This is a genomic window from Streptomyces sp. NPDC059866 (genome assembly GCF_042731325.1).
In the GTDB taxonomy this organism is placed as follows: Bacteria; Actinomycetota; Actinomycetes; order Streptomycetales; family Streptomycetaceae; genus Streptomyces; species Streptomyces flavusporus.
In genome coordinates, this window is record NZ_JBHWJT010000022.1 from 138,294 (window position 1) to 164,143 (window position 25,850).

Annotated in this window: 23 protein-coding genes and 1 pseudogene; 10 read left to right on the plus strand and 14 right to left on the minus strand. The window is 67.8% G+C overall.

The features are described from left to right. Positions 1-267: 267 nt before the first annotated feature. The 3 genes and pseudogenes from ACFV7R_RS31000 to ACFV7R_RS31010 form a co-directional block, all read right to left on the minus strand. The gene (locus ACFV7R_RS31000; RefSeq protein WP_385269344.1) at positions 268-1,218 is read right to left on the minus strand and encodes an alpha/beta hydrolase; all 951 of its coding nucleotides are present in this window, start codon (positions 1,216-1,218) and stop codon (positions 268-270) included. A 127-nt stretch (positions 1,219-1,345) separates the two neighbouring features. After that, positions 1,346-1,429 (minus strand): annotated as a pseudogene (locus tag ACFV7R_RS31005) (SMI1/KNR4 family protein); the annotation flags it as partial. A 328-nt stretch (positions 1,430-1,757) separates the two neighbouring features. Further along, complete coding sequence (locus ACFV7R_RS31010) at positions 1,758-2,084, minus strand: hypothetical protein (RefSeq protein WP_385269345.1); 327 nt, start codon at positions 2,082-2,084, stop codon at positions 1,758-1,760. A gap of 69 nt (positions 2,085-2,153) precedes the next feature. On the opposite strand from ACFV7R_RS31010, the gene ACFV7R_RS31015 reads away from it, so the two are divergent. The 3 genes from ACFV7R_RS31015 to ACFV7R_RS31025 are packed head-to-tail and all read left to right on the plus strand — an operon-like array spanning position 2,154 to position 3,240. After that, entirely contained in the window at positions 2,154-2,378 is a 225-nt protein-coding gene (locus ACFV7R_RS31015) for a hypothetical protein (protein WP_385269347.1), read from the plus strand. Next, the gene (locus tag ACFV7R_RS31020) at positions 2,375-2,911 is read left to right on the plus strand and encodes a hypothetical protein (protein WP_385269349.1); all 537 of its coding nucleotides are present in this window, start codon (positions 2,375-2,377) and stop codon (positions 2,909-2,911) included. Before ACFV7R_RS31015 ends, ACFV7R_RS31020 begins: the two co-directional genes overlap by 4 nt. Next, a complete protein-coding gene (locus ACFV7R_RS31025; RefSeq protein ID WP_385269351.1) occupies positions 2,908-3,240 on the plus strand; it encodes a RyR domain-containing protein in 333 nt (110 codons plus the stop codon). Before ACFV7R_RS31020 ends, ACFV7R_RS31025 begins: the two co-directional genes overlap by 4 nt. A 604-nt stretch (positions 3,241-3,844) precedes the next feature. On the opposite strand, the gene ACFV7R_RS31030 is transcribed toward ACFV7R_RS31025, so the two are convergent. The 6 genes from ACFV7R_RS31030 to ACFV7R_RS31055 form a co-directional block, all read right to left on the minus strand. Then, positions 3,845-4,138, minus strand: a complete 294-nt coding sequence (locus ACFV7R_RS31030) for a hypothetical protein (RefSeq protein ID WP_385269353.1) — start codon at positions 4,136-4,138, stop codon at positions 3,845-3,847. A gap of 260 nt (positions 4,139-4,398) precedes the next feature. Beyond that, a complete protein-coding gene (locus ACFV7R_RS31035) occupies positions 4,399-4,704 on the minus strand; it encodes a hypothetical protein (RefSeq protein WP_385269355.1) in 306 nt (101 codons plus the stop codon). 140 nt (positions 4,705-4,844) lie between these two features. Next, positions 4,845-6,245 carry a M24 family metallopeptidase gene (locus ACFV7R_RS31040; RefSeq protein ID WP_385269357.1) on the minus strand — a complete coding sequence of 467 codons (1,401 nt, stop codon included), beginning with the start codon at positions 6,243-6,245 and terminating at the stop codon, positions 4,845-4,847. Between the two features lie 163 nt (positions 6,246-6,408). Further along, the gene (locus tag ACFV7R_RS31045; protein ID WP_385269359.1) at positions 6,409-7,203 is read right to left on the minus strand and encodes an FAD synthetase; all 795 of its coding nucleotides are present in this window, start codon (positions 7,201-7,203) and stop codon (positions 6,409-6,411) included. A 196-nt stretch (positions 7,204-7,399) separates the two neighbouring features. Then, on the minus strand, positions 7,400-8,680 hold the full coding sequence (locus tag ACFV7R_RS31050; protein ID WP_385269361.1) for a dihydrolipoamide acetyltransferase family protein: 1,281 nt from the start codon (positions 8,678-8,680) through the stop codon (positions 7,400-7,402). Further along, on the minus strand, positions 8,673-10,862 hold the full coding sequence (locus tag ACFV7R_RS31055; RefSeq protein WP_385269363.1) for a thiamine pyrophosphate-dependent enzyme: 2,190 nt from the start codon (positions 10,860-10,862) through the stop codon (positions 8,673-8,675). Before ACFV7R_RS31055 ends, ACFV7R_RS31050 begins: the two co-directional genes overlap by 8 nt. A gap of 132 nt (positions 10,863-10,994) precedes the next feature. On the opposite strand from ACFV7R_RS31055, the gene ACFV7R_RS31060 reads away from it, so the two are divergent. The 4 genes from ACFV7R_RS31060 to ACFV7R_RS31075 all read left to right on the plus strand — a co-directional run bounded on the left by ACFV7R_RS31060 (position 10,995) and on the right by ACFV7R_RS31075 (position 15,495). Further along, a complete protein-coding gene (locus tag ACFV7R_RS31060; protein ID WP_385269365.1) occupies positions 10,995-11,498 on the plus strand; it encodes a VOC family protein in 504 nt (167 codons plus the stop codon). Between the two features lie 6 nt (positions 11,499-11,504). Further along, positions 11,505-12,215: a GntR family transcriptional regulator gene (locus tag ACFV7R_RS31065; RefSeq protein ID WP_385269367.1), complete on the plus strand. Its 711-nt coding sequence runs from the start codon at positions 11,505-11,507 to the stop codon at positions 12,213-12,215. 328 nt (positions 12,216-12,543) lie between these two features. Continuing rightward, entirely contained in the window at positions 12,544-13,920 is a 1,377-nt protein-coding gene (locus ACFV7R_RS31070) for an NADP-dependent succinic semialdehyde dehydrogenase (protein WP_129801665.1), read from the plus strand. Between the two features lie 279 nt (positions 13,921-14,199). Beyond that, complete coding sequence (locus ACFV7R_RS31075; protein WP_385269369.1) at positions 14,200-15,495, plus strand: MFS transporter; 1,296 nt, start codon at positions 14,200-14,202, stop codon at positions 15,493-15,495. A 326-nt stretch (positions 15,496-15,821) separates the two neighbouring features. Here ACFV7R_RS31075 and ACFV7R_RS31080 read toward each other — a convergent pair whose 3' ends face one another. From ACFV7R_RS31080 to ACFV7R_RS31100, 5 genes are all read right to left on the minus strand, one after another. Then, the gene (locus ACFV7R_RS31080) at positions 15,822-17,240 is read right to left on the minus strand and encodes an FAD-binding oxidoreductase (protein WP_385269371.1); all 1,419 of its coding nucleotides are present in this window, start codon (positions 17,238-17,240) and stop codon (positions 15,822-15,824) included. A 192-nt stretch (positions 17,241-17,432) separates the two neighbouring features. Then, complete coding sequence (locus tag ACFV7R_RS31085) at positions 17,433-18,152, minus strand: enoyl-CoA hydratase/isomerase family protein (protein ID WP_385269373.1); 720 nt, start codon at positions 18,150-18,152, stop codon at positions 17,433-17,435. A 359-nt stretch (positions 18,153-18,511) separates the two neighbouring features. Then, complete coding sequence (gene pntB / locus ACFV7R_RS31090) at positions 18,512-19,951, minus strand: Re/Si-specific NAD(P)(+) transhydrogenase subunit beta (protein WP_385269375.1); 1,440 nt, start codon at positions 19,949-19,951, stop codon at positions 18,512-18,514. Between the two features lie 10 nt (positions 19,952-19,961). Beyond that, positions 19,962-21,515 carry a Re/Si-specific NAD(P)(+) transhydrogenase subunit alpha gene (locus tag ACFV7R_RS31095; RefSeq protein WP_385269377.1) on the minus strand — a complete coding sequence of 518 codons (1,554 nt, stop codon included), beginning with the start codon at positions 21,513-21,515 and terminating at the stop codon, positions 19,962-19,964. Between the two features lie 119 nt (positions 21,516-21,634). Then, positions 21,635-22,444 carry an SDR family NAD(P)-dependent oxidoreductase gene (locus tag ACFV7R_RS31100; RefSeq protein WP_385269379.1) on the minus strand — a complete coding sequence of 270 codons (810 nt, stop codon included), beginning with the start codon at positions 22,442-22,444 and terminating at the stop codon, positions 21,635-21,637. A 332-nt stretch (positions 22,445-22,776) separates the two neighbouring features. Between ACFV7R_RS31100 and ACFV7R_RS31105 the strand changes: the two genes are divergently transcribed. The 3 genes from ACFV7R_RS31105 (at position 22,777) to ACFV7R_RS31115 (ending at position 25,719) form a co-directional block, all read left to right on the plus strand. Further along, positions 22,777-23,037: a hypothetical protein gene (locus ACFV7R_RS31105; protein WP_385269381.1), complete on the plus strand. Its 261-nt coding sequence runs from the start codon at positions 22,777-22,779 to the stop codon at positions 23,035-23,037. Between the two features lie 67 nt (positions 23,038-23,104). After that, positions 23,105-23,689 carry a carboxymuconolactone decarboxylase family protein gene (locus tag ACFV7R_RS31110; RefSeq protein WP_385269383.1) on the plus strand — a complete coding sequence of 195 codons (585 nt, stop codon included), beginning with the start codon at positions 23,105-23,107 and terminating at the stop codon, positions 23,687-23,689. Positions 23,690-24,189: 500 nt separating this feature from the next. Further along, positions 24,190-25,719 (plus strand): 4-hydroxyphenylacetate 3-hydroxylase N-terminal domain-containing protein, encoded by a 1,530-nt coding sequence (locus ACFV7R_RS31115; RefSeq protein WP_385269385.1) that lies wholly within the window; start codon positions 24,190-24,192, stop codon positions 25,717-25,719. Positions 25,720-25,850 lie beyond the last annotated feature (131 nt).

A 25,850-nucleotide genomic window follows, 5' to 3' on the forward strand; every position in this document is an offset into this window, starting at 1 on the left:
CTTGCCGGGAGCGGGCTGCGGCCGAGGGTCGGCTCAGTGAATCGATCGGGTTCTACGGTCCCTGTGCGGGTTGGCAGAGTGCCGAGCGACCGCACTGACCGGCTTGTCCACAGTGCTTATCTGCCTGTGGGGTGGTGAAAAGTGGAGGAAGTGGATGATCGTTGTTCTGGGCTGCGAGGTCCACGCGCACGAGCGGCCGAGGTGGTGAACAGCTTCGTTGCTGCGGGTCCGTCAGGTGCCGCGGCTGGGCTGAGCAGCGCAGTACGTTCAGTTGCTGCGGAGGACGATGCGCAGGGTATGAATGGCCTGCTCCATCGCAGCAGTTGTGGCCTGCGTGGGCCGGAGGGGGTTGAGCATCATGAAGTCGTGCAGGATGCCGTTGTAGCGGATGCTCGTGGTGGGAACACCGGCCTGGGTCAGCTTGCGGGCGTAGGCCTCACCCTCGTCCCGCAGCACGTCGTTCTCGTCGACGATGACGAACGCGGGCGGCAGGCCCTCCAACTCCTCCAGGCTCGCCCGCAGCGGCGAGGCGGTGATCTCCGCCCGCTGGGCGGGATCGGTGGTGTAGCAGTCCCAGAACCAGGCCATGCCCTTCGCCGTGAGGAAGGGCCCGTCCGCGAACTCCCGGTAGCTCTCGGTGTCCTGGGCCGCGTCCGTGACGGGGTAGTACAGCGACTGGTGCACGAAGGTCACGTCGCCGCGCTGCTTGGCCATGATGGCCAGTGCCGCGGTCATGTTGCCGCCGACGGAATCGCCGGCCACCGCCAGACGTGAAGCGTCCAGACCTTCCTCGGCACCCTTCGCAGTGATCCATTGAGCAGTCGCGTACGCCTGCTCGATGGCGACCGGGTACTTGGCCTCCGGCGAACGGTCGTACTCGACGAACACGACGGCGGCATTCGCCCCGACGGCCAGCTCGCGCACCAGACGGTCATGAGTGCCGGCGTTACCGAGGACCCAGCCGCCGCCGTGCACGTAGAGGACGACCGGCAGGGTGCCCTCGACATCGACGGGCTTGACGATACGTACCTGCACATCGCCGACGTCGGCGGGCACCGTGATCCACTTCTCCTGCACATCCAGCTTCTGCACCGGCTCTGCCTGCAGGTCGTCCAGGACCTTGCGGGCACCCTCGGGGCCGAGCTCATACAGGAACGGCGGGTTGGCCGTCGCATCCGCAAGCTCCTGCGCCGCGGGCTCAAGAACGGGCTTGGTCATCACTGCGCTCCTTGGGTCAGTAGGCTCGCGCCTGCTTTTGCCCTTATGACAGACAACCTGCCCAAGGTGTGACATACGCCGAGGGGAGATGAGACAGGCCGGAGCCTCCATCAGACCCGGATCGCTTCATCTGGGCGAGGAAGGTCCGGTAAGGCTCGGGCAGAACAATGTCGTGCTCCGCTTCGAAGGCTCGCACCGCTTCCCGGCCCAGCGCGCCGGCGGAGCCCGGCAGGTGACAGCGCGGGCCAGGGCTGTCGGCGGTGGACCGGCACTCGAAGGTGGAGGGGCGTCCGGCTCCTCGCCGCGCCCGAAGTGCGGGCAACCGCCATTCTCGACGGACACCATGCGCCGAAGCCGGCCGCGTACGGCATCGACGATGCCGGCTTCGACCAAGGGCATTGTCAGTGGTGTTCCTCAGGCTGCCTGGCATGGCCCGTTTTCTGGAAGCGATGGGGGTGGGGAACTGCTGCCCGGCCTTCTCACCGCGCCGGCCGACGCACAGCAGGCCCGTAGCAGGAGGGCGCCTGGCGGCGTGTGCTTCAGTCCCGGCCTGTGGGCGGCCCTGTGCCCGGCGCCAGCGGGTCCGGCGGCCGTACGGGCGGTGGGCCCGCCGTGCCCTGGCGCAGGCGTTCGAAGACCAGGTCGAAGGTGAAACCTGCCGTGAAGCCGAGGGGGATGGTGAAGAACAGCAGGCGGCGTACGTCGAGGTCGTTCAGGAGCGCGGGCACGCTCAGCAGCTGCCAGGCGAAGTACAGCAGCACCGAGACCAGGCCCGCGCCCAGTCCGCGTACCGCCGCACGGCCCCACCGCGCGTCGTCCTCGAAGGAGTTGCGGATGATCGCCCCCACCGAGCGGCGCGCCGACATCGCCGTGATCAGCCTGCTGCCCGAGGCCCACCAGGCGCTGCGTCGGCACGTGGAAGCCCGGGGGCGCGCGTGGAGACCATACGGCACGGCACGGGATGCAGCTGGCTGCACGTCGGCATCGAGGCGGTCGGCCGCAGCAGCGGCTACGAACTGGTGGTGGCCGAGCCCTGCGGCGGGCCCGACGGTGTGGGCGGCGCCATCGCCGCCACGATCGAGGAATACCAGCCGGAGGCGGTGGTCTTCGTCGGCGTGTGCTGCGCCCTGGATGCGGACCTCGCCCGGGCGACGTCGTGATCTCCAGCCGGGTCCACGGCTACACGCACGACGAACTCGATCAGGCCTGCCTGCCCCGTCCCGACTGCAGCCACCTGGCGCACGAGGGGATATCGGCCCTGGGGGAGAGCATGCGCCCCAACCACGCCTCCTGGGCGGCGAAGGTGCACGAACGGCTGCCCGCCACGCCCTCCCGCAAGGGCGGCCCCGGCATCCGGGTGGGCGCCGTCGCCTCGGGCGACGCACCTGCCGGCGGCACCGGCGACCCGGCGCTGCGCCCGCTGCTCGCCGCCTGGCCCGAGCTGGCCGCGGTGGAACTCGACGGATCGAACGCGGCACGCGCCATCACCCAGGTCCGCCGCGCCGGGCGTACTCACGTGCCCGTCTCGCTGGTGTGCGGGGTAGCGGGCACAGCCAGTGCCGGGGTACGGGTGGGCTCCCTGCGGCCGGATGAAGACAAACCGTGGAAGGCGTACGCCGCCGACGCCGCCGCCACACTGATCGTCGAGGCGATCCGGCTGGCGTGGCCGACCCCGCCGAGGAGGGCCGGATGACGTTCCGTGGCCGCAGGAAAACCCGTTCCGCGACCGGGAGCTGGCAGCCCGCTCCGGCGAAGACCGACGGCGTGGAGGTCCCCGAGAGCCTGCACGCGCTGATCGAGGTCCTCGCGGAGCACGCGCACGACAACTGGGCGCGCCGGCGCCTGGCGGAGGGCTGGCGCCACGGCCCCCGCCGCAGCGACCGCAGACGCACCCACCCCCTGCTGGTCCCGTATGCCGACCTCACCCACGAGGAACAGCAGACGGACCGCCTGCTGGCCCTGGAAACGATCAAACTGATCCTGCTGTACGGCTACACGCTTGCAGAACCCGACGCGGACTGAACACATCATCCACGACGCCTGAGGACGTCGAAGCCCCGGTGGCTTCCTCACCGCCGTCTTCGCCGCTCACGAATGGCCTGGCGATCGGGAGCCCGGCGACGGCGACCGGGAACTCCTGTTGTCATGGGGCTGATGGTGAAGATGCGCGAGCAGACCCGTAGGGGGGCGGGGGTGTGGAGCGGGATAGCCGCGCAGCTGTTGGTGTTGGTGTTGGTGTTGGTGAACTGGATCGGCCAGTACAGGGATCCGGCTGCGTTCGCCTGGGCGGCCGTCCATGCGGTGCCACAGCGCTTTCACTCACCGAATGATGGAGAATTTACCTAAACCCTATTGACTCGCCACATATCTCGTGCATCGTTATTAATAGGCCACAACACCGAAAGAGTCACAAAGTCGGTGAGGACGTCTAGTCGGCGGAGTGACTTGGACAGGATGTGGCTCAGGCCCCCGGCAAGCCGGCGCGACACCGAGGCAACAGTGACGACTGAAGCTTCAGGACACGCGCAGCACTACCGGGGACTGTTTTGCCCTCGGAGTCTTCGCGCGGGCCTGGCCACGTGCGAAGGCTTTACCATGCCAAGCCCGTCCCGTGCGGCCGGATCGGTCACACTGCATCGATGTCGGGCTGGATCTCCACGGTGAAGGCCGCGTCCTCGGGGCCGTCGCCTTCCTCGCTCTTCCAGACGATCACGCGCACGTGCCTCTGTCCGGTGCCGCGCACCTCCCACTCGGTCACCAGGTCGGTGACGACGAGGGCGGCGACGTACTCGGCGGTTTCTTTGGGATCATCGGTGATGATGGTCCCCCGCCACCGCTCGGGATGGCCGCTGTAAGGGCGCCAGCCCTGCGAGCCGTGCGGCTCGTCGACCCGGTACATCCAGCCCTTCTCGGTGCCCATGGCACCGATCCTTCCACTCTCCTGGCCATACGGTCGTGGCGTCCCGAAGGATCTCATCGAGGAGCACGCCGTCACGCGCCCGTCGGCTGAGGCATCCGCGAAGGGAAACCGAGCCGGGCCCGCACCTACGGGCGCGTGGACTGCGCACCCTGCCCGCCAAAGGCGGGCGGGAACAGCAGCGGCACATGAACAGGTGCCGCATCCTGGGCTGTCCGATCCTTGCGGCACCGATGGGCTCGCTACGTTCCGCCCCGGGAACTTCAGCAGCAGACCGCGTGCTCCGCGAGGGCGCCGCCGGCATTCACCGGCCGCGCCCGCCATCGCACCGGAACATCTCTCGGCCTATGGACCTCCATCCCGTGCAGGCCACCACTCCGCGCTGAACGTCGGGTCTGGCACGAAATCGGCCGCCTGTCCTGCATCCGCACCAGGGCGTAGAACAGGCCGTTCAGGCCGGTGTGCTGGTGGGTGAGCTTGTTGCGCTTGAGCCCCGCCCCCTGGGCGAGGGACTTGATCGTCAGCCGGTCGTCAGAGCGCAGAGGAGTGCCGACCAGCAGACGGATCACCGCGTCGGTGAAGGCGCTTCCGGGGTCCCCGCGACGGCCTCGACGATGCCGTGAAGAGAACTGTGCGAGCTGCGCTCATCGGGCATGACGTCGACCGCGCTCGCGCGGACCCGCGGGCTTGGGCCGGGACGACCTTCCGGTCAGAGGCCGGCAGAGTCGTCCCGGTGGCTGGACCGGGTCCCGGCCACCGTGTTCAGGTGCGACTGCGAGTCGCGCTCGGCCGACAACGGTCCCGAGACGGTGAAGTAACGCCGACCGGCGACCAGCAGCTCCTCCGCCGGGAACTTTGTGATCACCTCACACCCTTCCGCGGTCACCACGAGCTCCTCCTCGATCCGGGCCGCGCCCCAGCCGTCCTTTGACGGCCAGTAGGTCTCCAGGGCGAACACCATGCCCTCTTCGAGCACCTCGGGGTGCTCGAAGGACACCAGTCTGGAGAACACAGGCTTCTCCCAGATCGACAGCCCGACACCATGGCCGTACTGAAGCGCGAAGGCCGCCTCCTCATCGGGGAACCCGAACTCCTGCGCCGTCGGCCACACCGACACGATGTCGGCCGTCGTGGCTCCGGGGCGGACCAGGCTGATCGCTTCGTCCATGTACTCACGGCACCGCGTGTAGGCGTCGCGTTGAGCGGAAGAGGCGCTGCCGACGGCGAAGGTGCGGTAGTAGCACGTGCGATAGCCGTTGTAGCTGTGGAGGATGTCGAAGAACGCCGGATCCCCGGGCCGCACGATGCGGTCCGAGAAGACGTGGGGGTGTGGTGCACACCGTTCCCCGGAGATCGCGTTGACGCCCTCGACGAACTCCGAGCCGAGGTCGTAGAGAGTCTTGGCCACCACACCCACGCACTCGTTCTCACGCACACCCGGCCGGAGGAACTCGTAGAGGTTCTCGTAGGCGGCGTCGACCATCGAGCACGCATGGGTGAGCAGGTGGATCTCGTCACGTGTCTTGATGCGTCGGGCCTCCAGGAAAACCTGCTGGCCGTCGACCACGGTGATGCCCGCGTTCTGCAGGGCCATCAGGACCGGGAGCTCGACGACGTCGACGCCGACCGGCTCCCCCAGGAGTCCGTAGAGCTCGAGTTCACGCTTGATCTTCTCGGCGACGGAGTCGGCCATCCCGACCAGGGGGTTGATGGCGCCGCGCAACGTCGAGATGCCGGCGCGAGCGCCGCTGGGGTTGCGGGCATCGGCCCCGTGGTGGGCTCCGTGCGGATCACCGTCCACGTGGGCGTTCGAATAGTCCAGCCACGGGTTGTACAGCTGGTGGTGCTTGGCGGCTGAACCGAAGTCCCAGACGATCGGCTCACCTCCCCTGACCAGCAGGGAGAACCGGATCATCTTGTCGATCGCCCAGGTCCCGATGTGGGTCGAGGTCATGTAGCGGATGTTGGCGAAGTCGAAGGCCAGGACCGCGCCGAGGTCGGACTGCTCCAACGACTTGCGGAGACTGGCCAGTCGCTCGTCGCGGAGCCTGTTCATGTCGACTCGGGTCTCCCAGTCGACCGTGTTCGGTCCAAACGTCGGAATCGCCATCACAAGTCCTTTGCCGGCGTGTAGTTGCGGGGATGGGAGCGGCACGCGCGCCGTGTGCACTCGGCATGGGCGCACGTTGTCAGGTGGTGCTGAAACAGGCAGGGGCGGGTGACGTCAACTTCCGCCGGGCCGCGGTTGTCGCGAGCCGCCTTCCTGCAGGGCTTCAGGGATGGGCAGGTTTATGTGCAGCGTCACTGAACGCTTGCTTCACGAACGTCACCTCCACAGTGGTGCCGGTCGGCGCTGCGCCCATGGCGGCCACCGTGTGATCCCGGCACACTTCAAGCGTGCAAGGGTGACCGTCCAGGCATCCGAGATAGAGCCCGGGTGCGGGACGCGCGAACCTGGACGAGATGAGCAACCGGCCTTCGTCGGCAACGACTGCCGGAAGGGTGAGGGAGGCTCCCAGCAGGTCAGCGGCCGATTCGACGTCGCCGTCGGAGACGAGCCGGCGGATGCGCGTGGAGGAGACCGGCTCACCGGCCGGGCCCCGCGTGACGAGAGGAACGACCTGGGTGCTCAGCTCGGGATACCGATCGAAGGTGGCTGCCGTCCCGGCGCCCCGGGCGCCGAACCGGAAACCCTGGCCGACGCTGACGAACTGCGCACCGAGCCGGTCGAGCACGACGCTTTCGACGAAGTCCTCAGCCGGGACTCGCGACCAGGCATGGTCGAACGGGACGATCACTACCTGTCGGATCCCCAGTGAGCCGAGCTTGTGGAGCTTCTGCCGGCGATCGCTCAACAGGCCCGGAACACGGTGCGGTTCGAGTACCTGCATCGGGTGAGGATCGAAGGTGAGCACGGTGTCGCACCCCTGAAGGACCTGACGGTGACCGAGGTGAACGCCGTCGAAGGTCCCTATCGCGACCTTGGTGCGCGAGCGGGCTCCACCAGCGAGGCTGCGACCACGGAGGCCCCGTCTTCCCTGGGGTGTCTCGAGGCTGAAAACCTCCATCACCATCCCTCCTTCGTCCTAGGGGGCAGGCTGGGCGCAAGCCAGTATGAGACTCGCACCGTTAGCAGTCGGGAAAGCGTGAGGCGGCCCGGCGCTCTCGTGTGAGTCCTGCGTTAACCGCGCTTGCCGAGGGCTCGGGGCTCGGTTCTTCTCTCGGAGAAGCACGGAGCCGCCGACTGCAGAAACGTCGGCGTGGTCACAGCAGGATCTGTAGCGGATGTTCAAGAACGTCCACGAACGCCTTCATCCACTCGGCCGCGGTGGCGCCGTCCACCGACCGGTGGTCGACGGCGAGCGTCAGTCGCAGAACGGACGCGACGGTGACCGCACCTTCCTCGACGACCGCCGCCTGCTGCACCGCGCCGACAGCCAGGATCGCGGCCTGTGGCGGGTTGATGATCGCTGCGAAGTCGTCGGTGCTGTACATGCCGAGGTTGGTGATCGTGATCGTGCCGCCCTCCAGTTCTTCCTGTCGCAGCCGGCGCTCCTTCGCACGGGCGATGAGGTCCTTCGTCGCCGTGGCAACGCCGCTCATCGACAGGGAGTCCACGTCGCGGACCACCGGGGTGACCAAACCGCCGTCGGTGGCGACGGCCACGGCGATGTCGACGCCCGAGAACTGCCGGAGCGAGGTGTCGTTCCACTGCACGTTCATGGCGGGAACGATCCCGTGCGTGGACGCGATCGCCTTGACGAGCAGGTCGTTGATCGACACCTTCACGCCCTGGCCGGCGTTGATCCGCCGCCGCAGCTCGAGCAACGCGTCGACGCGTGCGCCGGCGCGTAGATAGAAGTGCGGTGTGGTCTGCTTGCTCTCCGTCAGCCGACGGGCGATGGCCCGACGCATCCGCGTGACGGGCACGTCCACGAACCGTGGATCGACTGCCGAAGTCGCCGTCGTCCGGAAGTCTTCGCGCGGGTGGGCCGGCACCTCCTCCTGCGGCTCCGCCGACCTGGCGGCAGCCGCCTCGACGTCGGACCGCCGGATCCGTCCGTGCGGGCCGCTCCCGACCACGCCGTTCAGATCGACTTCGAGCCGGCGCGCCAGACGTCGCGCCAGCGGGCTCGCGAAGAGGCGTTCACCCTTGTCCTGTGCCGCCTCCGTGGGCGCCTGAGCGACCATGGCTGTCGGCGTCGCGCGCTCTTGAGGCGCCGACACCGAGGCGGAGGAAGCCGCCATGGGCACCGCTTCCGTTCCCAGTGAAGCCACCAGGGCGTCCACCGCGGACGCCGACTCGCCCGGCGCCCCCCAGATCGCGATCGGTGTACCCACCGCCACGGTCGAACCCGCATCCACCAGGAGGCGCAGGAGTACGCCGTCGCCCTCGGCCTCCACCTCGACCACGGCTTTCTCGGTCTCCACCGTGACGATCGGATCCCCCGCCGCGTAACGGGCGTTCAAGCCGACGTTCCAGGATTGCAGGATTGCCTCTTCGGTGTTGGCGGCGACCTCGGGCATGCGCAGGACCTCAGCCATCGTTCCGCTCCCCAGAGATCTCGCGGAGCTTGGCGACGACTTCCTCCGTCGAGGCGAACGCGGCACGCTCCAGCACTTTGCTGATACTCGGCGACGCCTCGCCACCGGTCACCCGCTCGATCGGGGCGTCGAGCCAGTCGAACAGCCGCCGCTGGATCTCGTCCGCGAGCCAGCCGCCGTAGGAGGTGCCGATGGCGCCCTGCTCGGCGATGAGCACGTTGTTGGTCTTCATCACCGATCGGGTGATCGTGTCCCAGTCCAGACTGGCCCGGTCCAGCCAGCGCAGGTCGATGACCTCGGCGTCCACGCCCGTCTGGTCGACGGCGGCCAGAACGGCCGGCGTCATCGCCAGATAGGTGAGGACGGTCAGGGCCGCTCCCTCGCGGCGTACGGCGGCCTTGCCGACGGGAAGGTAGTGATCGTAGTTCTCCGGCAGGCCCGGACCGGTCGAGTTGTACAGGTCCACGTGTTCGAGAACCACGACCGGGTCGTCGCAGGCCAAGGCCGTGTTCATCAGGCCGACGTAGTCGAACGGCGTCGACGGTGCGACTATGCGCCAGCCGGGTGCGGTCGCGAGGATGCCGGCCGGGTCCATCGAGTGTTGTGATCCGTAGCCGGTACCCATGGCGACCTTGCTGCGCAGGACGAACGGCACCTTGCCCTCACCTCCGAACATGTGGCGGGCCTTTCCGATCTGGTTGAACAGCTGGTCTGCCGCCACCCACATGAAGTCGGCGTACATGAACTCGACGATCGGGCGGAACCGGCCGTCCAGAGCCAGTCCGCCACCGAGGCCGGCGAACGCGTTCTCCGAAATCGGGGTCCCGATCACCCGGTCGGGGAACGCCTCGCTCAGACCCCGGGTGGCGCCGTTGGTTCCGCCGTTGAGCTTGTGCACGTCCTCGCCCATCACCACGACGCGAGGATCGCTGTCCAGGCGGCGTCCCATCACGCCGGCGACGGCGCCCAGGAACTTGACATCGGTCAGGTCGCCGGAGAAGTCCTCGGTGTCGGTGAACTCGATCCCGGCCAGCTCCGAGAGGTCGCCCCGGACGCCTTCGTCGACGAACGCCGGGTCAGGCCACTCCGAAGGCACGATGCGTCGCTCGCCCGGCTTGCCGCCCGGCCGCGGTTCCAGGAGGACGTCGCCGAGCTCGGACATCAGGGTCCTGGCGCGCTTGATCGTCTCCGCGATCGCCTTCTTGGTGAGGATTCTGCGGCGTACCAGGTGTCCCGCCATGGTGTCGATCGGGTCGCGGGCACGCCACTGCGCTTCCTCTTCCTTGGTGCGGTACCGGAACGCCGAGCCGGGGAAGGGGCCGTTCTGGTGGAAGTAGCGGTACACATCGGCTTCGATCATCGTCGGACCGTTGCCGTTGCGCATGTGTGCGAGGGCCTGCTGCGTCACGAGGTACACGGCCAGCGGATCCATGCCGTCGACCTTCCAGCTCCGGATGCCGAAGCCCGGGCCGCGGCCGGACAGCCGTGGTTCGGCGGTGACTTCGGACACGTGGGTGGAGACGGCGTACAGGTTGTTCTCGACGAAGAAGCACAAGGGCAGCGACCACGCCGCCGCGAGATTGAGGCTCTCCAGCGTGGATCCGATGTTGATCGCTCCGTCGCCGAAGAAGGTGAAGGTCACCGCGTCGGTGCCGGCCTTCTTGTGGGCCCAGGCGGATCCGGCCGCGAGCGGTACCCCGCCGCCGACGATCGCGTTGGTTCCGATGGCGCCGGCCTCGTGCCACTGCAGGTGCATGCTGCCGCCGCGACCGTGGCTGAAACCCCGGTCGAGTCCGCAGATTTCGCGCAGGCTGCGCAGGAGCACGGCCCGCACATCCTCCGGGAACGGCTTCGTCGGGTCGATGCCCTTGGGATGGAGGTGGGCCAGCACCTTGGCGAGGAACTGGTGATGGCCGCGGTGCGAGCCGTTCACGGTGTCCTGCGACGAAAGGGCGAAGCACGCACCGACCGCGCCGCCCTCCTGGCCGATGCTGGAATGCGCGGGGCCGTGGATGAGCCCGTCCGCGGCGAGCTCCAGGACGTACTCCTCAAAGGTCCGGATCAGCACCAACTGGCTGAACATGCCCGTCAGGAGGTCGGGGTCCGCGGCGTCCCAGTCGTCCTGGGTGACGACGGACTCCGACCATGCGGCCTTTGCTTGGAGTTGGTGTTCGGCAGGCATCGGGAGCCTCCTTCAGTCGACCGGAGTGCACCGACCCTGCCACAGGATTGGATCCAATAACAAGACTCCCCTCGACTTCTGGCGTCGACATGGCCACTATGGAGCTCGCTTTGGATCCAAAGGAGGAAGATCATGGCTCTACCCGGTCTCACCCGCCTTGACCACATCGGCTTCACGGTGCCGGACCTGGAGCAGGCGCACGCCTGGCTCGTGGACGTCCTGGGCTGTGAGTACCTGTATGCGATCGGCCCGTTGAGCTCGGCGGACGACTGGATGTCGGAGCATCTCGACGTGGACGCGCGCACGGTGCTGCGTCAACTGCGCTTCTACCGGTGCGGAGAGCAGGCCGTGTTCGAGGTCTTCGAGTATCAGACGGCTGAGCAGCGGACGGCTGTCCCGCGCAACAGCGACGTCGGCGGTCACCATGTCGCGCTCTACGTCGAGGACCTGGACGAGGCAGTGTCGTGGCTGAGGGCGAGGGGCGTTCCCGTACTGGGAGCCCCGACCGTGAGTGCCGGACCGTCCAAGGGGCAGCGGTGGGTCTACTTCCTCTCACCGTGGGGGATGTACTTTGAGCTGGTGTCCTATCCTGACGGCAAGGCCTACGACCACGACCCGTCGGCATTCCAGAGGTGACCGCACTTGAGTCCTGCGCACGCTCGTGATCCGCGCGGGTCGGACAGTGTCAGGAGCCAGCGCATCGCGGGCATCCTCCGTGACGAGATCCTCGCCGGCGATCTGACCCCCGGCACGTGGTTGCGCCAGGACGAACTCGCCGCGCGCCTCGGCGCGAGCCGCATCCCGGTCCGTGAAGCGCTGCGGATCCTGGAGTCGGAGGGCCTCACCGAGTCGTTCCCCAACCGGGGCGCGCGGGTTCCCGTGCTCAGTCTCGAGGACGTGAACACGTACTACCGGATGCGTGAGCGACTCGAGCCGCTGACTCTGACGGAGAGCCTCACCCGCCTCACCGACCAGCATCTCGCCCGCCTCGAGCGCATCCAGGACGAGATCGAGAACCAGAGCGACATCAACCGGTTCCTGCTGCTCGACCGTGACTTCCACATGACCAGCTATTCGGCTTGCCCCAGCGGCCACCTGCTGGCCATGACAGAGCGGCTCTGGAACTCCACCCAGCACTACCGCCGTGCGTTCATGGTCCTCGCCGATCCCGACCGGGCGACGATCGTCAACGCCGAACACCGGCTGATCCTCGACGCCGTGCGGCGCCGCGATCCTGAGGACTGCGAGCGGTACCTCACGGGGCACATCCGCCGGACCAGGGTCGAACTCACGGCCCATCCCGAGCTTTTCGTCGACAGCGACGACGCGAGCGGGAGGCCTGCGGTCTCCTGAGCGGACGCGCAGGAGACCGCCGGGACGGTTGAAACGGTCCGACCGGTCGAGCCATCGGCGGACCTGCTGGACCACGAGTTGACCGGGCAGCCGGTCCGGCACCGGATACCGCGACGACGGTCCCCGTCGTGCGCCTTCGGCACACGCAGCGGGACCGGCTCCCACCATGCGCCGTTGATCGGACCCTGTCGGCCGGCCGACTGAAATGTATCCAACTTGGTGCTAGCGCATGGTGTTTGTGCTGCAAGGGCACTAGTCCACGGTCAATGCGAAGCCTACGATGGATCCAATCGAGACTCATTGGTGCCCACGCCACGAGGAGAGCGCCGTGCCCATCGCCACCGTCAACCCCGCTACCGGTGAGCTCATCGAAGAGTTCACTCCACTCACGAAGGAACAGGTCGACCAGCGACTGACGCAAGCAGAGGCCGCGGCCGCGATGCTCCGGGCAACCGACTTCGGCACTCGCGCCCAGTGGATGCGGGCCGCCGCTGACCTGGTCGAGGCCGAGGCGGCCCACACGGCGCGAAGGCTCACGATCGAAATGGGCAAGCCGATCGCGCAGGCCCGCGCCGAGGTCCTCAAGTGCGCGCACGCAATGCGCTTCTACGCCGACAACGCCGAAAGCCTGCTGGCCGACCAGCCGCTCGCCGACCCGAGCACGGTCAAGGCCTCGGTTGCCTACACCTCCTACCAGCCTCTCGGCGTCGTTCTGGCCGTGATGCCGTGGAACTATCCGATGTGGCAGGTGATCCGCTTTGCCGCGCCTGCGCTGATGGCCGGCAACGTCGGCCTGCTCAAGCACGCGTCGAACGTGCCGCAGTCCGCGATGTACCTCGACAAGCTCTTCGAACGGGCGGGCTTCCCCGCCGGCTCGTTCCAGACGCTCCTCATCGGAGCAGCCGACGTCGAGGCGGTCCTGCGCGACCGGCGCGTCGCCGCCGCGACGCTGACGGGCTCCGAGCCGGCCGGGCGGTCGGTCGCCGCTGTCGCCGGCTCCGAGGTGAAGAAGGTCGTGCTGGAGCTGGGTGGGTCCGACCCGTTCATCGTGATGCCTTCCGCCGATGTCCGCGCCGCCGCCCGCACCGCCGTGACCGCTCGTACGATCAACAACGGCCAGACCTGCATCGCGGCCAAGCGGTTCATCGTCCACACGGAGGTGTACGAGGAGTTCGTCGAGGCCTTCGTCGCGGGCACAAAGGCGCTGACCATCGGCGACCCGCTCGACGAGGAAACCCAGATCGGGCCGATCGCCACGGAGTCCGGCCGGCGCGAGCTCGTCGAACTCGTCGACGACGCCGTCGCGAAGGGTGCCGTCCTGCGGTGCGGTGGGTCGGCGGTCGGTACCGAGGGGTGGTTCTTCGAGCCGGCGGTGCTGGAGGAGGTCACCGGCGAGATGCGGGTGTACCGGGAGGAGACGTTCGGCCCGCTGGCAGTGGTCCACCGGGTCGACGACATCGAGCAGGCGGCGGAGCTCGCCAACGACACGACCTTCGGTCTCAGTTCGTCGGTGTGGACCACTGACCCGGACGAGGAGCGGTTCCTGATCAACCGCCTCGCGGCCGGTGCCGTCTTCGTCAACGGCATGAGCGTCTCCTACCCCGAGCTGCCCTTCGGCGGCGTCAAGGACTCCGGCATCGGCCGCGAGCTCGCAGCGGAGGGCATCCGGGAGTTCTGCAACCTCAAGTCGATCTGGAAGAGCTGACGCGGACCTTCGGTTTCCTCGGACCGGGCGCGATGGGCGCGGGCGCCGCCCGTGGCTCCTCGCACCCGGTCCTGCTGACAGCGCCGGACGATGTGCCGCACCACGAGGTTGACTCGCGGTCTCCCCGAAGCGTCCTGATCCCGGATTGACGTGTTCATGTCCCGCGGGGCGGTGTCGGCCGCGACCGGACCCCTCCCGCAACGCCCCGGGCCGCCGTCCGGTCGCAACACAACTCCCAGGGAATCCCCACCCGTTCGAGAACGAGCTCAGGAGAACCCTATGACCGAAGCACCGCCCTCGGCCGCGCCGACGGCCGCCGCGTCCCCGGAAGCACCCTTTCCCCGCTGGTACCACTCCATCCCACGCGAGCACCGGCCAGCGTTCTGGGCCGGGTCCGCCGGATGGGGCCTGGACGCCTTCGACTTCATGACCCTGCCGCTGGCCCTCGGGTCCATCGCCGCGGCATTCGCGCTGACTTCCACCGAGTCGGGCATGATCGTGACCGTGACCGTGCTGGCCTCGGCGGTGGGCGGTGCCCTCGCGGGCATGCTGGCGGACCGGGTGGGACGGGTGCGGGTCCTGATGATCACCATCGCGACCTTCGCGGTCTTCACCGCACTGTCCGGCTTGTCCCAGAACTACGGTCAGATGCTGCTGTTCAAGGGGCTCCAAGGACTTGGATTCGGTGGCGAGTTCGCAGCCGGCGCGGTCCTGATCGCCGAGATCGCCCCCGCCCGGCATCGCGGCCGGATCATGGGATTCGTCGCCAGCTCCTACGCGGTCGGCTGGGCCCTGGCCGTCCTGGCCTATTCCGTCATCTTCAGCCACGCCGGCCCTGACGCCTGGCGCTATCTGTTCATCCTCGGCATCCTCCCCGCCTTCGCGCTGATCTTCATACGGCGCAACGTCAAGGACTCGGACGCCTCGAAGGAGAATCGCCGCCGGGCCAAGGAGGCGTCCGCCACAACGGTGTGGAGCGGATTCGCCGAACTGTTCCGCCGCGACCTACGGCGCACCACACTGCTGACCCTGCTGGTCGGGATCGGAGCGCAGGGCGGGTACTTCGCCGTCTTCACCTGGCTGCCGTCCTACCTGCACAAGGAGCGCGGTCTGACGGTCGTCGGGACCAGCGGCTACCTCTCGGTCATCATCGTCGGCTGCTTCCTCGGCTACACGACCGGCGGGTACCTGCACGACTGGATCGGCCGCCGGAAGACGTACATCCTCTTCGCGTTCAGCGGCGTGGTGTGCGTGGTCGCCTACACCTGGATCCCCGAGGGGGCCAACAGCCTGCTGCTGGTGCTGGGCGTGCCGCTGGGGATGGCGGCGTGCGGATTGCTGGCCGGCTCGGGCGTGTTCTTCAGCGAGTTGTTCCCCAGCCGGGTACGCGGCGCCGGCGTCGGCATCGCCCACAACTTCGGCCGGGGCGTCGCCGCCTTCTTCCCCGCCCTCGTCGGCGTGCTCTCATCGATCCTCGGACTGAAGGCGGCCATGGGTATCGGAGCACTGGGGTACGTCCTGGTGATCGTCGGCGTGCTGGCGCTCCCGGAGACCCGCGGCCGGCAGATCACGTAGATCCGAGGCCAAGAGGAAGAAGCAGAGCCCTCTGTGCGACGTCCCGGCGAGAACTCACGGGACGTCGCACGGACGTACGCTCCACGCACCGGACCGGGAAAGCGCATGGTGACGACTACAACGTCATCATGCGTTTCAGGCGCAGGGCGAGAGCGTCGTGACGGTGGAGCAGGACTGTGGCGGCGCGGGGAAGTTCGGTGGGGCCGCCGACAGGTACGGCCGCGGTCCGGCTGCCGCGGAGATCCCGGAGTTCGCCCCGCCGGTACGAGGCGAAAGGAAGAGCGCCACACGGCGAGCCGCTCGTGTGACGCCCTGTCCGTGTGCGGTCAGTCGGTGGTCTCAGGTGCGATGTTCTTGTTGAAGCGGAGCAGGTTCTGAGGGTCCCAGGCGGCCTTGATCGAACGCAGCCGCTGGTGTTTGGCCTCGCTGCCGTGCACTCCGCGGCGCCACTCTTCGCCCAGGTCGTCGGTGAGGTTGGCGTAGCCGTTCGTCAGCGTGTGCGGCCGCATCGCCTCGGTGAGGGTCGTCGCCCACTCGTCGTACTGCGCGTCGGACTTGGGTTCGTCCCACTTGCAGATGGCTTCCCACAGCCAGCCGGCTCCCGCACGGGAGAAGGCCATGGCGTCCTCGTTCATGTCCTCGGAGATCGCACCGCCCATGAACGAGATGTTGATCGCGTAGATGTCGCCGGGTTTGGCCGGCACGGTGGCAACGTGCTCCAGCAGCACGTCGACGGCGTTGCCGGACAGTGTCGGCAGGTACCCACCACGCAGGTTCATGCGCATGCCGTAGGGGGCGACGGCGTCGAGCATGCTGTTCGCCTGAACCCACGTGGTCTTCGTGACCAGGTTGGCCAGCGGTTGGCCGAGCGCGGCGAGCGACTCGACGACCTCGTCGGCCGTGGCGGGCTCCCCGGTGTGGACCACGACGAGAATCAGCGCCGGCTTCCCGTGCACCTCATCGGGCAGCATGGGAAGCGAGGGAGCATCAGAGATCGCGACCAGCAGGCCCAGCTCCCGCGGGGCTGTGGCCAGATGCGCCGAAAGCTTGCCGAGGACGTCGGCGGCCTGGTCGAACGGGAAGATCAGCTGTCCTGCAACGACCTCGGGGCCGACCGGGTGCGCGCGGTACTCGAGCGAGGTGACGACTCCGAAGTTGCCGCCCCCGCCGCGCAGCGCCCAGAACAGCTCGGGGTTCTCGGTCTCGTCGGCGCGGACCTTGCGGCCGTCCACAGTGATCATGTCGCAGGCCAGCAGATTGTCGACGGTGGCGCCGTAGCGGCGCATCAGGAAGCCGATGCCGCCGCCCAGGGTCAGCCCGGCGACGCCGGTGTTGCTGACCGTCCCGGCGGGTACGGCCAGGCCGTGCTGCTGTGCGGCGGCGTCCATCTCGCCGAGCCTGACGCCCGGTTGGGCCCGTACCACCCGGGTCTCGGGGTCGACGATGACGTCCCGCATCGCCGAGAGATCGATGACCAACGCGCCGCCCGGCATCGCATAGCCGTCGGAACCGTGCCCGCCACTGCGTACGGCCACCGGGATGGTGTGTGCGGTGGCGTAGCGCAGGACGGTGGCGACGTCCTCCTCGTCGGCGCACTGCGCGATCAGCGCGGGACCCTCGTCGGCGGCACGGCCTTGGTACAGCGCACGTGCCGTGTCGTACTGGTCGTCGCCGGGCCGCAGCACCGCGCCGCGGAATTCGGTCGGGAAGTCGGAGTGAGTGCGGTGGTCTGTCGACACGTGCATGGGGGCTCCTGTATCAGGGACGTACAAGACGATGGATGTTCGTCGCCGATGGGCGGCGCCTTCGGCGAGGCGCATATCAGAGGACCCGCAGGACGTGCGCTTCGGCATCCACCCGGTCGCGGGCCGGCTGCTCCGTGACGGGCGGTGCTATGAACCAGCACCACCTGTCACAGCAGCGGCTTGGCAGCAAGATCAGTGATGGAACAACTCGATGAAACGTGGTAGCGAAGCGTCGAGTGCGTCGTCGTATGACATCGATGCGAACTCGTAGAGGGAGCGACGGCCAGGGGCACCTGCGCTAGCCGCCCGCAGTGCGTTGTCGAGCCACTTTTGGGCGACCACAGTTGCTCGGCCGGCCTCAACCACGGCCTGCACAAGACCCACTTCGCGGGCCCTCTCGGCGGTGAACGGCTCGCCGGAACCGATGTTCTCGAACGCCAGGCGTGGCCCAAGCCGATGAATGATGGGCACCTGCGCGATCATCGGCCACTTCCCGGCGCTGACCTCCACCGTGCCGATTCGCGCACTGTCCACTGCGACGGCGAAGTCGCAGGCCGCTACGAACGAAGCGCCCCCGGCGAGCGCGTCGCCGTTGACGGCAGCCGCGACAGACAAACCCAGACGAGGGAAGATCCGCAGGGCCTCCAGCAACGCCTCGCCGAACAGAGCTGGATCTGCACCAGCTTTGATGGCAGCGATGTCGAGACCGCCGCAGAAGGTGTCACCTGCACCGGTGAGCAGGACGGCGCGGATGTCCGGGTTGTCGTCGCACTCCTGCAGGCGGGTGCGGATGTCGGTGAGGATGCCTGGGTTCAGCAGGTTCCGCTCGCCATTGTGAATGGTCAAGATGGCGGTAGCACCGACCATTTCTTGCTCTACGCCGCCGCCCCAGACGTTGTCCACGCTGTTCATAATCCGAGTCCTCTCACTTTGTTGACGAGGTGCGGTCTGTCTGTCGAAAACGGCGCGCTCGATTCCTGGCATGTCGGACTCACTGCGTCGCGATGCGTCATACTGCGTCCCCGCCCAGGGCGCTGCGTCACGGTGCCGGAAAGCTCGGCGACCTCAGCGTCCTCGACGCGCTTGGAAAAGGTGACCAGCTCGGCGTCTCCGAGCCGCGGGTGGCTCTCGCCTGCCAGTGCTGCCGTCACTCGTGGCCCCTCGACCGTCACGAGCGCGTGGACCGGCGTCGAACTCCCGGAGCCCGGATTGCGCGCCAATCTCGTTGCTGGGCCTGGTCAGTTGCTGACGCCTGCAGCAAGACTTGCCTATCAGAGGACTCGGAGGATGTCGTCGACGCGGTCCTTGGCGTCGCCGAAGAGCATGGCGGAGTTCTCGCGGTAGAAGAGCGGGTTCTGGACGCCGGCGTATCCGGAGGCCATGGAGCGTTTGAAGACGATGACGTTCTCGGCGTTCCAGACCTGCAGGACGGGCATGCCGGCGATGGGTGAGCCGGGATCCTCGGCGGCGGACGGGTTGACGGTGTCGTTGGCGCCGATGACGAGGACGACGGCGGTGTCGTCGAAGTCGTCGTTGATCTCGTCCATCTCCAGCACGATGTCGTAGGGGACTTTGGCCTCGGCGAGCAGCACGTTCATGTGGCCCGGCAGCCGGCCCGCGACCGGGTGGATGCCGAAGCGGACGTTGACGTCTCGGTCCCTGAGTTTGCGGGTCAGCTCGGCGATGCCGTACTGGGCCTGGGCCACGGCCATGCCGTAGCCGGGGGTGATGATCACCGAGTCGGCCGTTTCGAGGAGCTCGGCGACGCCCTCGGCGGTGATCTCGCGGTGCTCGCCGTAGTCCTTGTCGTCGGCCGGGCCGGCCTCGATGCCGAACCCGCCGGCGATCACGGAGATGAAGGACCGGTTCATCGCCTTGCACATGACGGAGGACAGGTAGGCACCCGAGGAGCCGACCAGGGCGCCGGTGATGATCAGCAGGTCGTTCTCCAGCAGAAATCCCGACGCCGCGGCTGCCCAGCCGGAGTAGGAGTTCAGCATCGAGACGACCACCGGCATGTCACCGCCGCCGATCGAGGCGACCAGGTGCCAGCCCAGGGCCAGCGCGACGGCCGTGACGGCGATCAGCAGCCACAGTGCCGGGTCGATGACGAACCACGTGGTCAGCACCGCGAACCCGGCCAGGGCACCGAGGTTGAGGTAGTTCCTGCCCGGCAGCATCAGCGGGGCCGACTTGATGCGTGCCGAGAGCTTGAGGAACGCCACGATCGAGCCGGTGAAGGTGACGGCGCCGATGAAGACGCCGATGAACACCTCGGCGGAATGGATCCCGAGGAGTTCCTGAGCCTCCAGCACCTTGACCTCGGCGCTGACAGGGCCGTCAAGGGTGGCCTCGACGTGCAGGTAGCCGTTCCAGCCCACCAGCACCGCGGCCAGACCCACGAAGGAGTGCAGCAAGGCGATCAGTTCGGGCATCCCGGTCATCTCCACCACCCGGGCCCGCCACAGCCCTGTCGCGGCACCGACCGCCATGGCGCCGATCATCAGTGCCAGACCAACTCCGGAGATGTGATGGTGGACCGCCAGCGCGATCGTCGCGGTCAAGGCCACCGCCATGCCGCCGATGCCGTAGGTCTTGCCGGCTTTTGCGGTCTCGTGATGGGACAGTCCGGCCAGGGCCAGGATGAAGAGCAGGGCCGCGACGATGTAGGCAGCCGCCGCGGCGGTCTCGACAGTCGTCAGATCAGACATGACAGGCCCCTCAGCTTCTCGAGAACATGGAGAGCATCCGACGGGTCACCGCGAAGCCACCGAAGACGTTGACCGCGGCCAGCAGGATCGCGATCGTCGACAGCACCGTGACCAGCGTGCCGTTCGGGGTCCCCTCGTGCCCGATCTGCAGCAGGGCGCCGACCACGATGATCCCCGAGATCGCGTTGGTCACGCTCATCAACGGCGTGTGCAGGGCGTGGTGCACCTGCCCGATCACGTAGTAGCCGATCACGATCGCCAGCGCGAACACCGTCAGGTGTCCCAGCAGCGCCGACGGGGACAGGGCCGCGAGCAGGAACAACACCGTGGCGCCGACCCCGGCCACGGTGAACCGACGCCGGGCCGACATCGGTGACTCGGTCCCGGAACCGGCCGGCTTCACCTCGGCGCGAGCGGGAGCGGCCGCCGGCGCGGCGGAGACCTGGACCGGTGGCGGCGGCCAGGTCAACTCGCCGTCGCGCACCACGGTCATGGACCGCAGCACCACGTCGTCGAAGTCCAGCACCAGCCGGCCGTCCTTGCCCGGGGTCATCAGCTTCATCAGGTTGACCAGGTTGGTGCCGTACAGCTGGGACGCCTGCGCCGGCAGCCGGCCCGGCAGGTCGGTGTAGCCGATGATCGTCACACCGTTGGCCGTGACCACCGCTTCGTCCCGGACCACGCCTTCGACGTTGCCGCCGTTCGCGGCGGCCATGTCCACGATCACGCTGCCCGGCTTCATCGACGCGACCATCTCCGCGGTGATCAGCGTGGGCGCCTGCCGGCCGGGGATCTGCGCTGTCGTGATCACGATGTCCATCTCCGCGATCCGCTCTCTGTACAGCTGGGCCGCACGGGTGTTGTAGTCCTCCGACATCTCCTTGGCGTAACCCGTCGCGGACACCTCCACCTCGCCGGTGTCAGCCGCCTCGACCGAGAGGTACTGGCCTCCCAGTGACCTCACCTGGTCGGCGACCTCCGGCCGCGGATCGGTGGCGTGGACGACGGCGCCCAGGCTGCCTGCCGCTCCGATCGCGGCCAGACCCGCCACCCCCGCCCCACAGACCAGCACCTTGGCGGGGGGCACCTTGCCCGCGGCCGTCACCTGACCGGTGAAGAACCGGCCGAAGACGTGCGCGGCCTCCACCACCGCCCGGTAGCCCGCGATGTTCGCCATCGACGACAACACGTCCAACGACTGCGCGCGCGAGATGCGGGGCACCGCGTCCATCGCCAACGCCGTGATCGGCCGCTTCGCCAGGTCCTCCACCAGCGCGGGGTTCCACGCCGGGCTCATGATGCCCATGACCGTCGTGCCCGGCTTCAACCCGTCCAACTGCTCCGGCGTGAGAGCGTCCACCCCGAGCACGATGTCTGCCGCGAGGGGGTCACCGACCCTCGCACCGGCCTCGACATACGCGTCGTCCGGGAAGTTCGACAGCGCACCGGCGCCCGCCTCCACGACGACGTCGTATCCCAGCTTCACCAGCTGGACCACGGTGGCGGGAGTCGCGGCCACGCGCGTCTCGCCACGGCGGGCTTCGCTCACGATTCCGATCAGCATTCCCAACACTCCAGGGTGTCGATGGTGCACAGCACTCGGCGGATGGCCACGTACGCAAACCAGGAGCGCCATCCAAGGCGAGTGCGGGCCTTGGATGGCGCTTGCCCGGGGGCCTGCGATCAGGCGACGGGCTTCGTCATCCCGCCGTCGACGCGCAGCACCTGACCGGTCACGTAGGAGGCGTCGTCGGACGCCAGGAACGCCGCCGCGGCGCCGATTTCGGCGGGCTCGGCCCAGCGGTTGAGGCGAATGCCAAGCCCCTGAGCCATGCCGGCCCGAACCTCTTCGGGGCTCTTGCCCTGCTGCCGGCCCATGGCCTCGGTCTTGGTGAGCCAGCCCTCGGTCTTCGTCATTCCGGGGGAGATCCCGTTGACCCGGATGTTGCTGGGAGCCGCCTCGGCCGCCAGGTAGCTCGTGAGCGCGACCACACCCGAATTCACGATGGCCGTAGCACCGGCATGGGGAATCAGCATGTGTGCGGTCGCGCCGACCACATTGACGATGCTGCCGCTGCCAGTCCGGCTCAAGAACGGGAGAGCGGCCTGCGCGACGCGAATGAACCCGATCAGCTTCGTGTCGAAGACCGACGCGATGATCTTCTCGTCGATCTTGTCCAGGGGGGTCGGGGCGAGCTGCGGACCTGCGTTGTTCACGAGGATGTCGAGACCGCCCTGCCACGCGTGCGCCTCTGCCAGTGCGCTGTTGACGGAATCCGCGTCGGTGACGTCCGCGACGACGGGGAGCACGCCCTCCGCGTCGGATCCGGTGATGAGGCGACCGGCCGCAGCCTTGACAGCCGCCTCGTCCCTGGCTGCGATCGCCACCTTGGCACCACGCTCGAGCAACGCCTGTGCGATGGCGAAGCCCAGTCCTCGACTACCACCGGTCACAAAAGCCGTGCGGCCTTCCAAGTTCCAACCTGCAGCCATGTTCGGCCCCTCCAGTCAGCGGTCCAATCCTTGCTGCGGAGAGTGCAACTGACGAGCCGAGGCCGCTGCAAGCGCGGTTAACGGAGGGTTCACACGTGGGCAGTCGGACCACCTCGCACCTTCCCGAGGGCTAACGGTGAGAGGCGCACACTGGCCTGCGCTCAGCCTGTTCCGAGGGTGAAGGAGGGATGGGTGATGGAGGTCTGCCACCTCGAGGCACCCGGCGGGAGACGTGGCACGAACGATGGTGGCGTGAGGCCGGAGCGTTGAGGGACACCACGAGCCGGCCTGAGCAAGACCCGCGAACGGAGACTTCCCCTGTCGCCTGGAGCGTGGCGCTGCGCAGTGCCGTACGGGGCAGGTCACTGACGCAGACGATCGTGGCCGCCCTGGCGGTCGGGTCGGTTCTTTTCCTGGTCAACCTGTACTCGCAGGTCCGGGACGGCCCGTTCACATGGGTGCTCGCCTCGCGCGTCGCCCTGACCTTCCTCGTGCCGTGGCTCAACGCGACGATGGGGATCGCGATCGGCCTGCGGAAACCCGGCGCTTCACCGCGCTGCCGGACCTCGCCCGCGGACACGGCCACTCCCTAGGCGTGCCGCCCAGACCTCAACCCGAGCCCAGCCGCTCACCGGCAGGGCCTGTCGAAAGGTGATTCCCATGTCGCTGGTGCCGATCCTCACATCCGATCAGTTCTCATCGGCCGACCAACCCGCCCTCGCCCAGGGGGTGAAGGCTTACGGTGAAGTGCTGAACACTTGGGGCGCCATCGGGAACAGTCCCGGCCTGCTCGCCAAGTACCTCCCCTTCCTCGGGCAGCTCAACGGCCCGGGGGCGTTGGACGGGCGCTTGAAGGACCTGGTCGCCGTACGCATCGCCGTGCTCAACCACTGCCGCTATACCGCGAGTCACCGCTGCACGTCGGCGTTGGCCAAGGGGGTGGAGGTCGACGAGCTCGCGGCCGTTGCGACCGGCAAGCTCGAAGGTTTCGCCGGGCAGGAGCAGTTGGCACTTCAGCTGGCTGAGGAGATGACGGTCTCCCTTCCGACGGTCTCCGCGGACGACGGCCTCACTGGTGTCCCGGCGGGTCTCCGCGACGAAGTGCAGCGGGTGTTCGACGCGGCACAGCTGGTCGAGCTGGTCATGTGCATCAGCATGTGGAACGCCTTGTCACGCTTCCACCGTGTCATGGCCTTCGAGCTGGACATGCCGGCGCCGCCCGCACCGGTGGAAGCCCAGCTCTGAAACGTCAGGTCAAGGAGGCCGGTCGGACGGAAGTCCGGCCGGCCTCACGCTGTGCCGGACGAGGAAGGCCTGAAGCCCCTCGGCAGTACTCGTGCGTGACCCCGTCCACCTGTTACCCGTCGCGGCTGTGAAACAGGCCGGCCATTCATGCGCCGGTCGAGCTCCCAATGCCCTGTTACCGGGCTCCCTAACGGAATTGACGGCGCTGTTTCGTAGCGGTTAACACCCCACTAACATCCCGTGGCTAAGCTCAAGGGAATCAACGGCCGAGCGAGTCCCCACTTCTGGGAAATATGTGCTTTCGTCGATTCTGATCGAGCGGTTCGAGTGCTCAGTCGATAACAGCGCCGATTTCCCGGCTCCTAACGCCTTGAGGCTAAGTTCACAAACGGGTTCGCGGCAGCTTCCCAGTGACGTTCTGTCGAGTGGAACGTGTCCGACGGCCGGCAACAAAAGTCCATGCACGACGGTACTTGGGTGAAGTGGAGAGGTGGCACTTGATGCGAACTGGCGAGCAGTACCTGGAGTCTCTCAGGGACGGGCGCGTTGTCTGGGTCGGAGGTGAGCGGGTCGACGACGTCACGACCCACCCGCTGACCAGGGCGCAGGCCCAGCGCATGGCGAAGTTCTACGACCTGCATCACGAGCCCGAGATGCAGGACGTCATGACCTTCGTCGACGACGACGGAGTGCGTCGTTCGATGATGTGGTTCACGCACACGGACGCCGCGGGGCTGCGGCGCAAGCGTGTGTATCTGGAGACCGTGGTCCGGGAGCTCGACGGCGGCTCGACGGGCCGGACCCCGTGCGCGAACAACTACGGCCTGATCACCTACGAAGAGGACCCGCAGCCGTGGAGTGACCAGTCCGTGGGCACCGGCGGGCGTGACCTGACCGTCGGCATCCGAAAGTTCCTGGATCAGTTGAAGGAGGAGGACTGGAACTGCGCCTTCGCCTTCATCGACCCTCAGATCGACCGGTCCAAGACACACGCGGCCAAGAGCGCGCTGCGTATCGTGGAGACTCGCGACGACGGCATCGTGGTCAACGGTGTCAAAGCCGTGAGTACCGGTACGCCGTTCGCCGACTACATTCACATCGGCGTCTTCTACCGCCCGGGAATCGAGAGCGAACAGGTCATCTACGGCGTGTGTCCGGCGAACGCGCCGGGCGTCGCGATGGTTTCCCGCGAGGCGACGGTTCGTGACGACCCCGAGAACCACCCGATTTCTTCGGCCGGTGACGAGCTCGAATGCACCGTCATCTTCGACAATGTATTCATTCCGTGGGAGCACGTTTTCCACATCGGCAGCACCGAGCACGCTTCTCTGTACCCGCAGCGCATTTTCGACTGGGTGCACTACGAGGCGCTCATCCGGACGATGGTCCGGGCCGAACTCATGGCCGGCCTCGCGATGCTGATGACCGAGCACCTCGGCACCTACCAGCTTCCGCCGGTCCAGGCACGCGTGGCGCGTCTCGTCGAGTTCTACCAGACGATACGAGCCCACGTGATCGCGTCCGAGACGGAAGGGTTCATCTCGCCGGCGGGGCTCTACAAGCCGAACGTCCTGCTCTTCGACTTCGGCCGGTCGTACTACCTGGACCATTACGCGGAAATGAGGAACGAGGTGGTCGACCTCGCCGGTCGTGCCTCGCTGCTGTTCCCCACCGAGGAGCAGTGGAACAATCCCGAGCTTCACGACTGGCTCGCGCCGCTGCAGGCGGGTGCGGTCGGCGAGCCCTACGACCGCATGCGCATCTCGCGTGTCATCCGTGACCTCTTCCTCTCCGACTTCGGCGACCGGGTGAGCACCTTCGAGCAGTTCAACGGGACCCCGTTGCTCCCCACGCGGATGCTCACGATGAAGCGCTCGGAGCTGTCGCCCTCCGGACCGATGGCACAGCTTGCCCGGAAGGTCTGCGGCCTTCCGGAGCCCGAGACCCCCGAGGTGACGGCTTACACCGAGCAGGCCGAGTATGCCCGACGCCTTGACGGCGTGCGGGCTGAGGGCTCACGGGTCCGCTGAGCCGACGACGGTGCAGGGCGGTCCGCGGCCGTGGGCGGCCCCCGGCCCGCGGGCGCCCGCGTGAGGGCGGGCAACGCCCCGAGTGGGGGAGCACGAACCGGGGGAGGTAAGCCACCCCCGGCCGAATCACG

What these genes read in the sequence shown, in the direction of transcription:
- ACFV7R_RS31040 (WP_385269357.1), bottom strand. Translation starts at nt 6,245, where the DNA reads ATGGCGATTCCGACGTTTGGACCGAACACGGTCGACTGGGAGACCCGA.
- ACFV7R_RS31000 (WP_385269344.1), bottom strand. Translation starts at nt 1,218, where the DNA reads ATGACCAAGCCCGTTCTTGAGCCCGCGGCGCAGGAGCTTGCGGATGCG.
- ACFV7R_RS31060 (WP_385269365.1), top strand. Translation starts at nt 10,995, where the DNA reads ATGGCTCTACCCGGTCTCACCCGCCTTGACCACATCGGCTTCACGGTG.
- ACFV7R_RS31085 (WP_385269373.1), bottom strand. Translation starts at nt 18,152, where the DNA reads ATGAACAGCGTGGACAACGTCTGGGGCGGCGGCGTAGAGCAAGAAATG.
- ACFV7R_RS31080 (WP_385269371.1), bottom strand. Translation starts at nt 17,240, where the DNA reads ATGCACGTGTCGACAGACCACCGCACTCACTCCGACTTCCCGACCGAA.
- ACFV7R_RS31010 (WP_385269345.1), bottom strand. Translation starts at nt 2,084, where the DNA reads ATGTCGGCGCGCCGCTCGGTGGGGGCGATCATCCGCAACTCCTTCGAG.
- ACFV7R_RS31025 (WP_385269351.1), top strand. Translation starts at nt 2,908, where the DNA reads ATGACGTTCCGTGGCCGCAGGAAAACCCGTTCCGCGACCGGGAGCTGG.
- ACFV7R_RS31095 (WP_385269377.1), bottom strand. Translation starts at nt 21,515, where the DNA reads ATGCTGATCGGAATCGTGAGCGAAGCCCGCCGTGGCGAGACGCGCGTG.
- ACFV7R_RS31075 (WP_385269369.1), top strand. Translation starts at nt 14,200, where the DNA reads ATGACCGAAGCACCGCCCTCGGCCGCGCCGACGGCCGCCGCGTCCCCG.
- ACFV7R_RS31110 (WP_385269383.1), top strand. Translation starts at nt 23,105, where the DNA reads ATGTCGCTGGTGCCGATCCTCACATCCGATCAGTTCTCATCGGCCGAC.
- ACFV7R_RS31045 (WP_385269359.1), bottom strand. Translation starts at nt 7,203, where the DNA reads ATGGAGGTTTTCAGCCTCGAGACACCCCAGGGAAGACGGGGCCTCCGT.
- ACFV7R_RS31055 (WP_385269363.1), bottom strand. Translation starts at nt 10,862, where the DNA reads ATGCCTGCCGAACACCAACTCCAAGCAAAGGCCGCATGGTCGGAGTCC.
- ACFV7R_RS31030 (WP_385269353.1), bottom strand. Translation starts at nt 4,138, where the DNA reads ATGGGCACCGAGAAGGGCTGGATGTACCGGGTCGACGAGCCGCACGGC.
- ACFV7R_RS31115 (WP_385269385.1), top strand. Translation starts at nt 24,190, where the DNA reads ATGCGAACTGGCGAGCAGTACCTGGAGTCTCTCAGGGACGGGCGCGTT.
- ACFV7R_RS31050 (WP_385269361.1), bottom strand. Translation starts at nt 8,680, where the DNA reads ATGGCTGAGGTCCTGCGCATGCCCGAGGTCGCCGCCAACACCGAAGAG.
- pntB (WP_385269375.1), bottom strand. Translation starts at nt 19,951, where the DNA reads ATGTCTGATCTGACGACTGTCGAGACCGCCGCGGCGGCTGCCTACATC.
- ACFV7R_RS31100 (WP_385269379.1), bottom strand. Translation starts at nt 22,444, where the DNA reads ATGGCTGCAGGTTGGAACTTGGAAGGCCGCACGGCTTTTGTGACCGGT.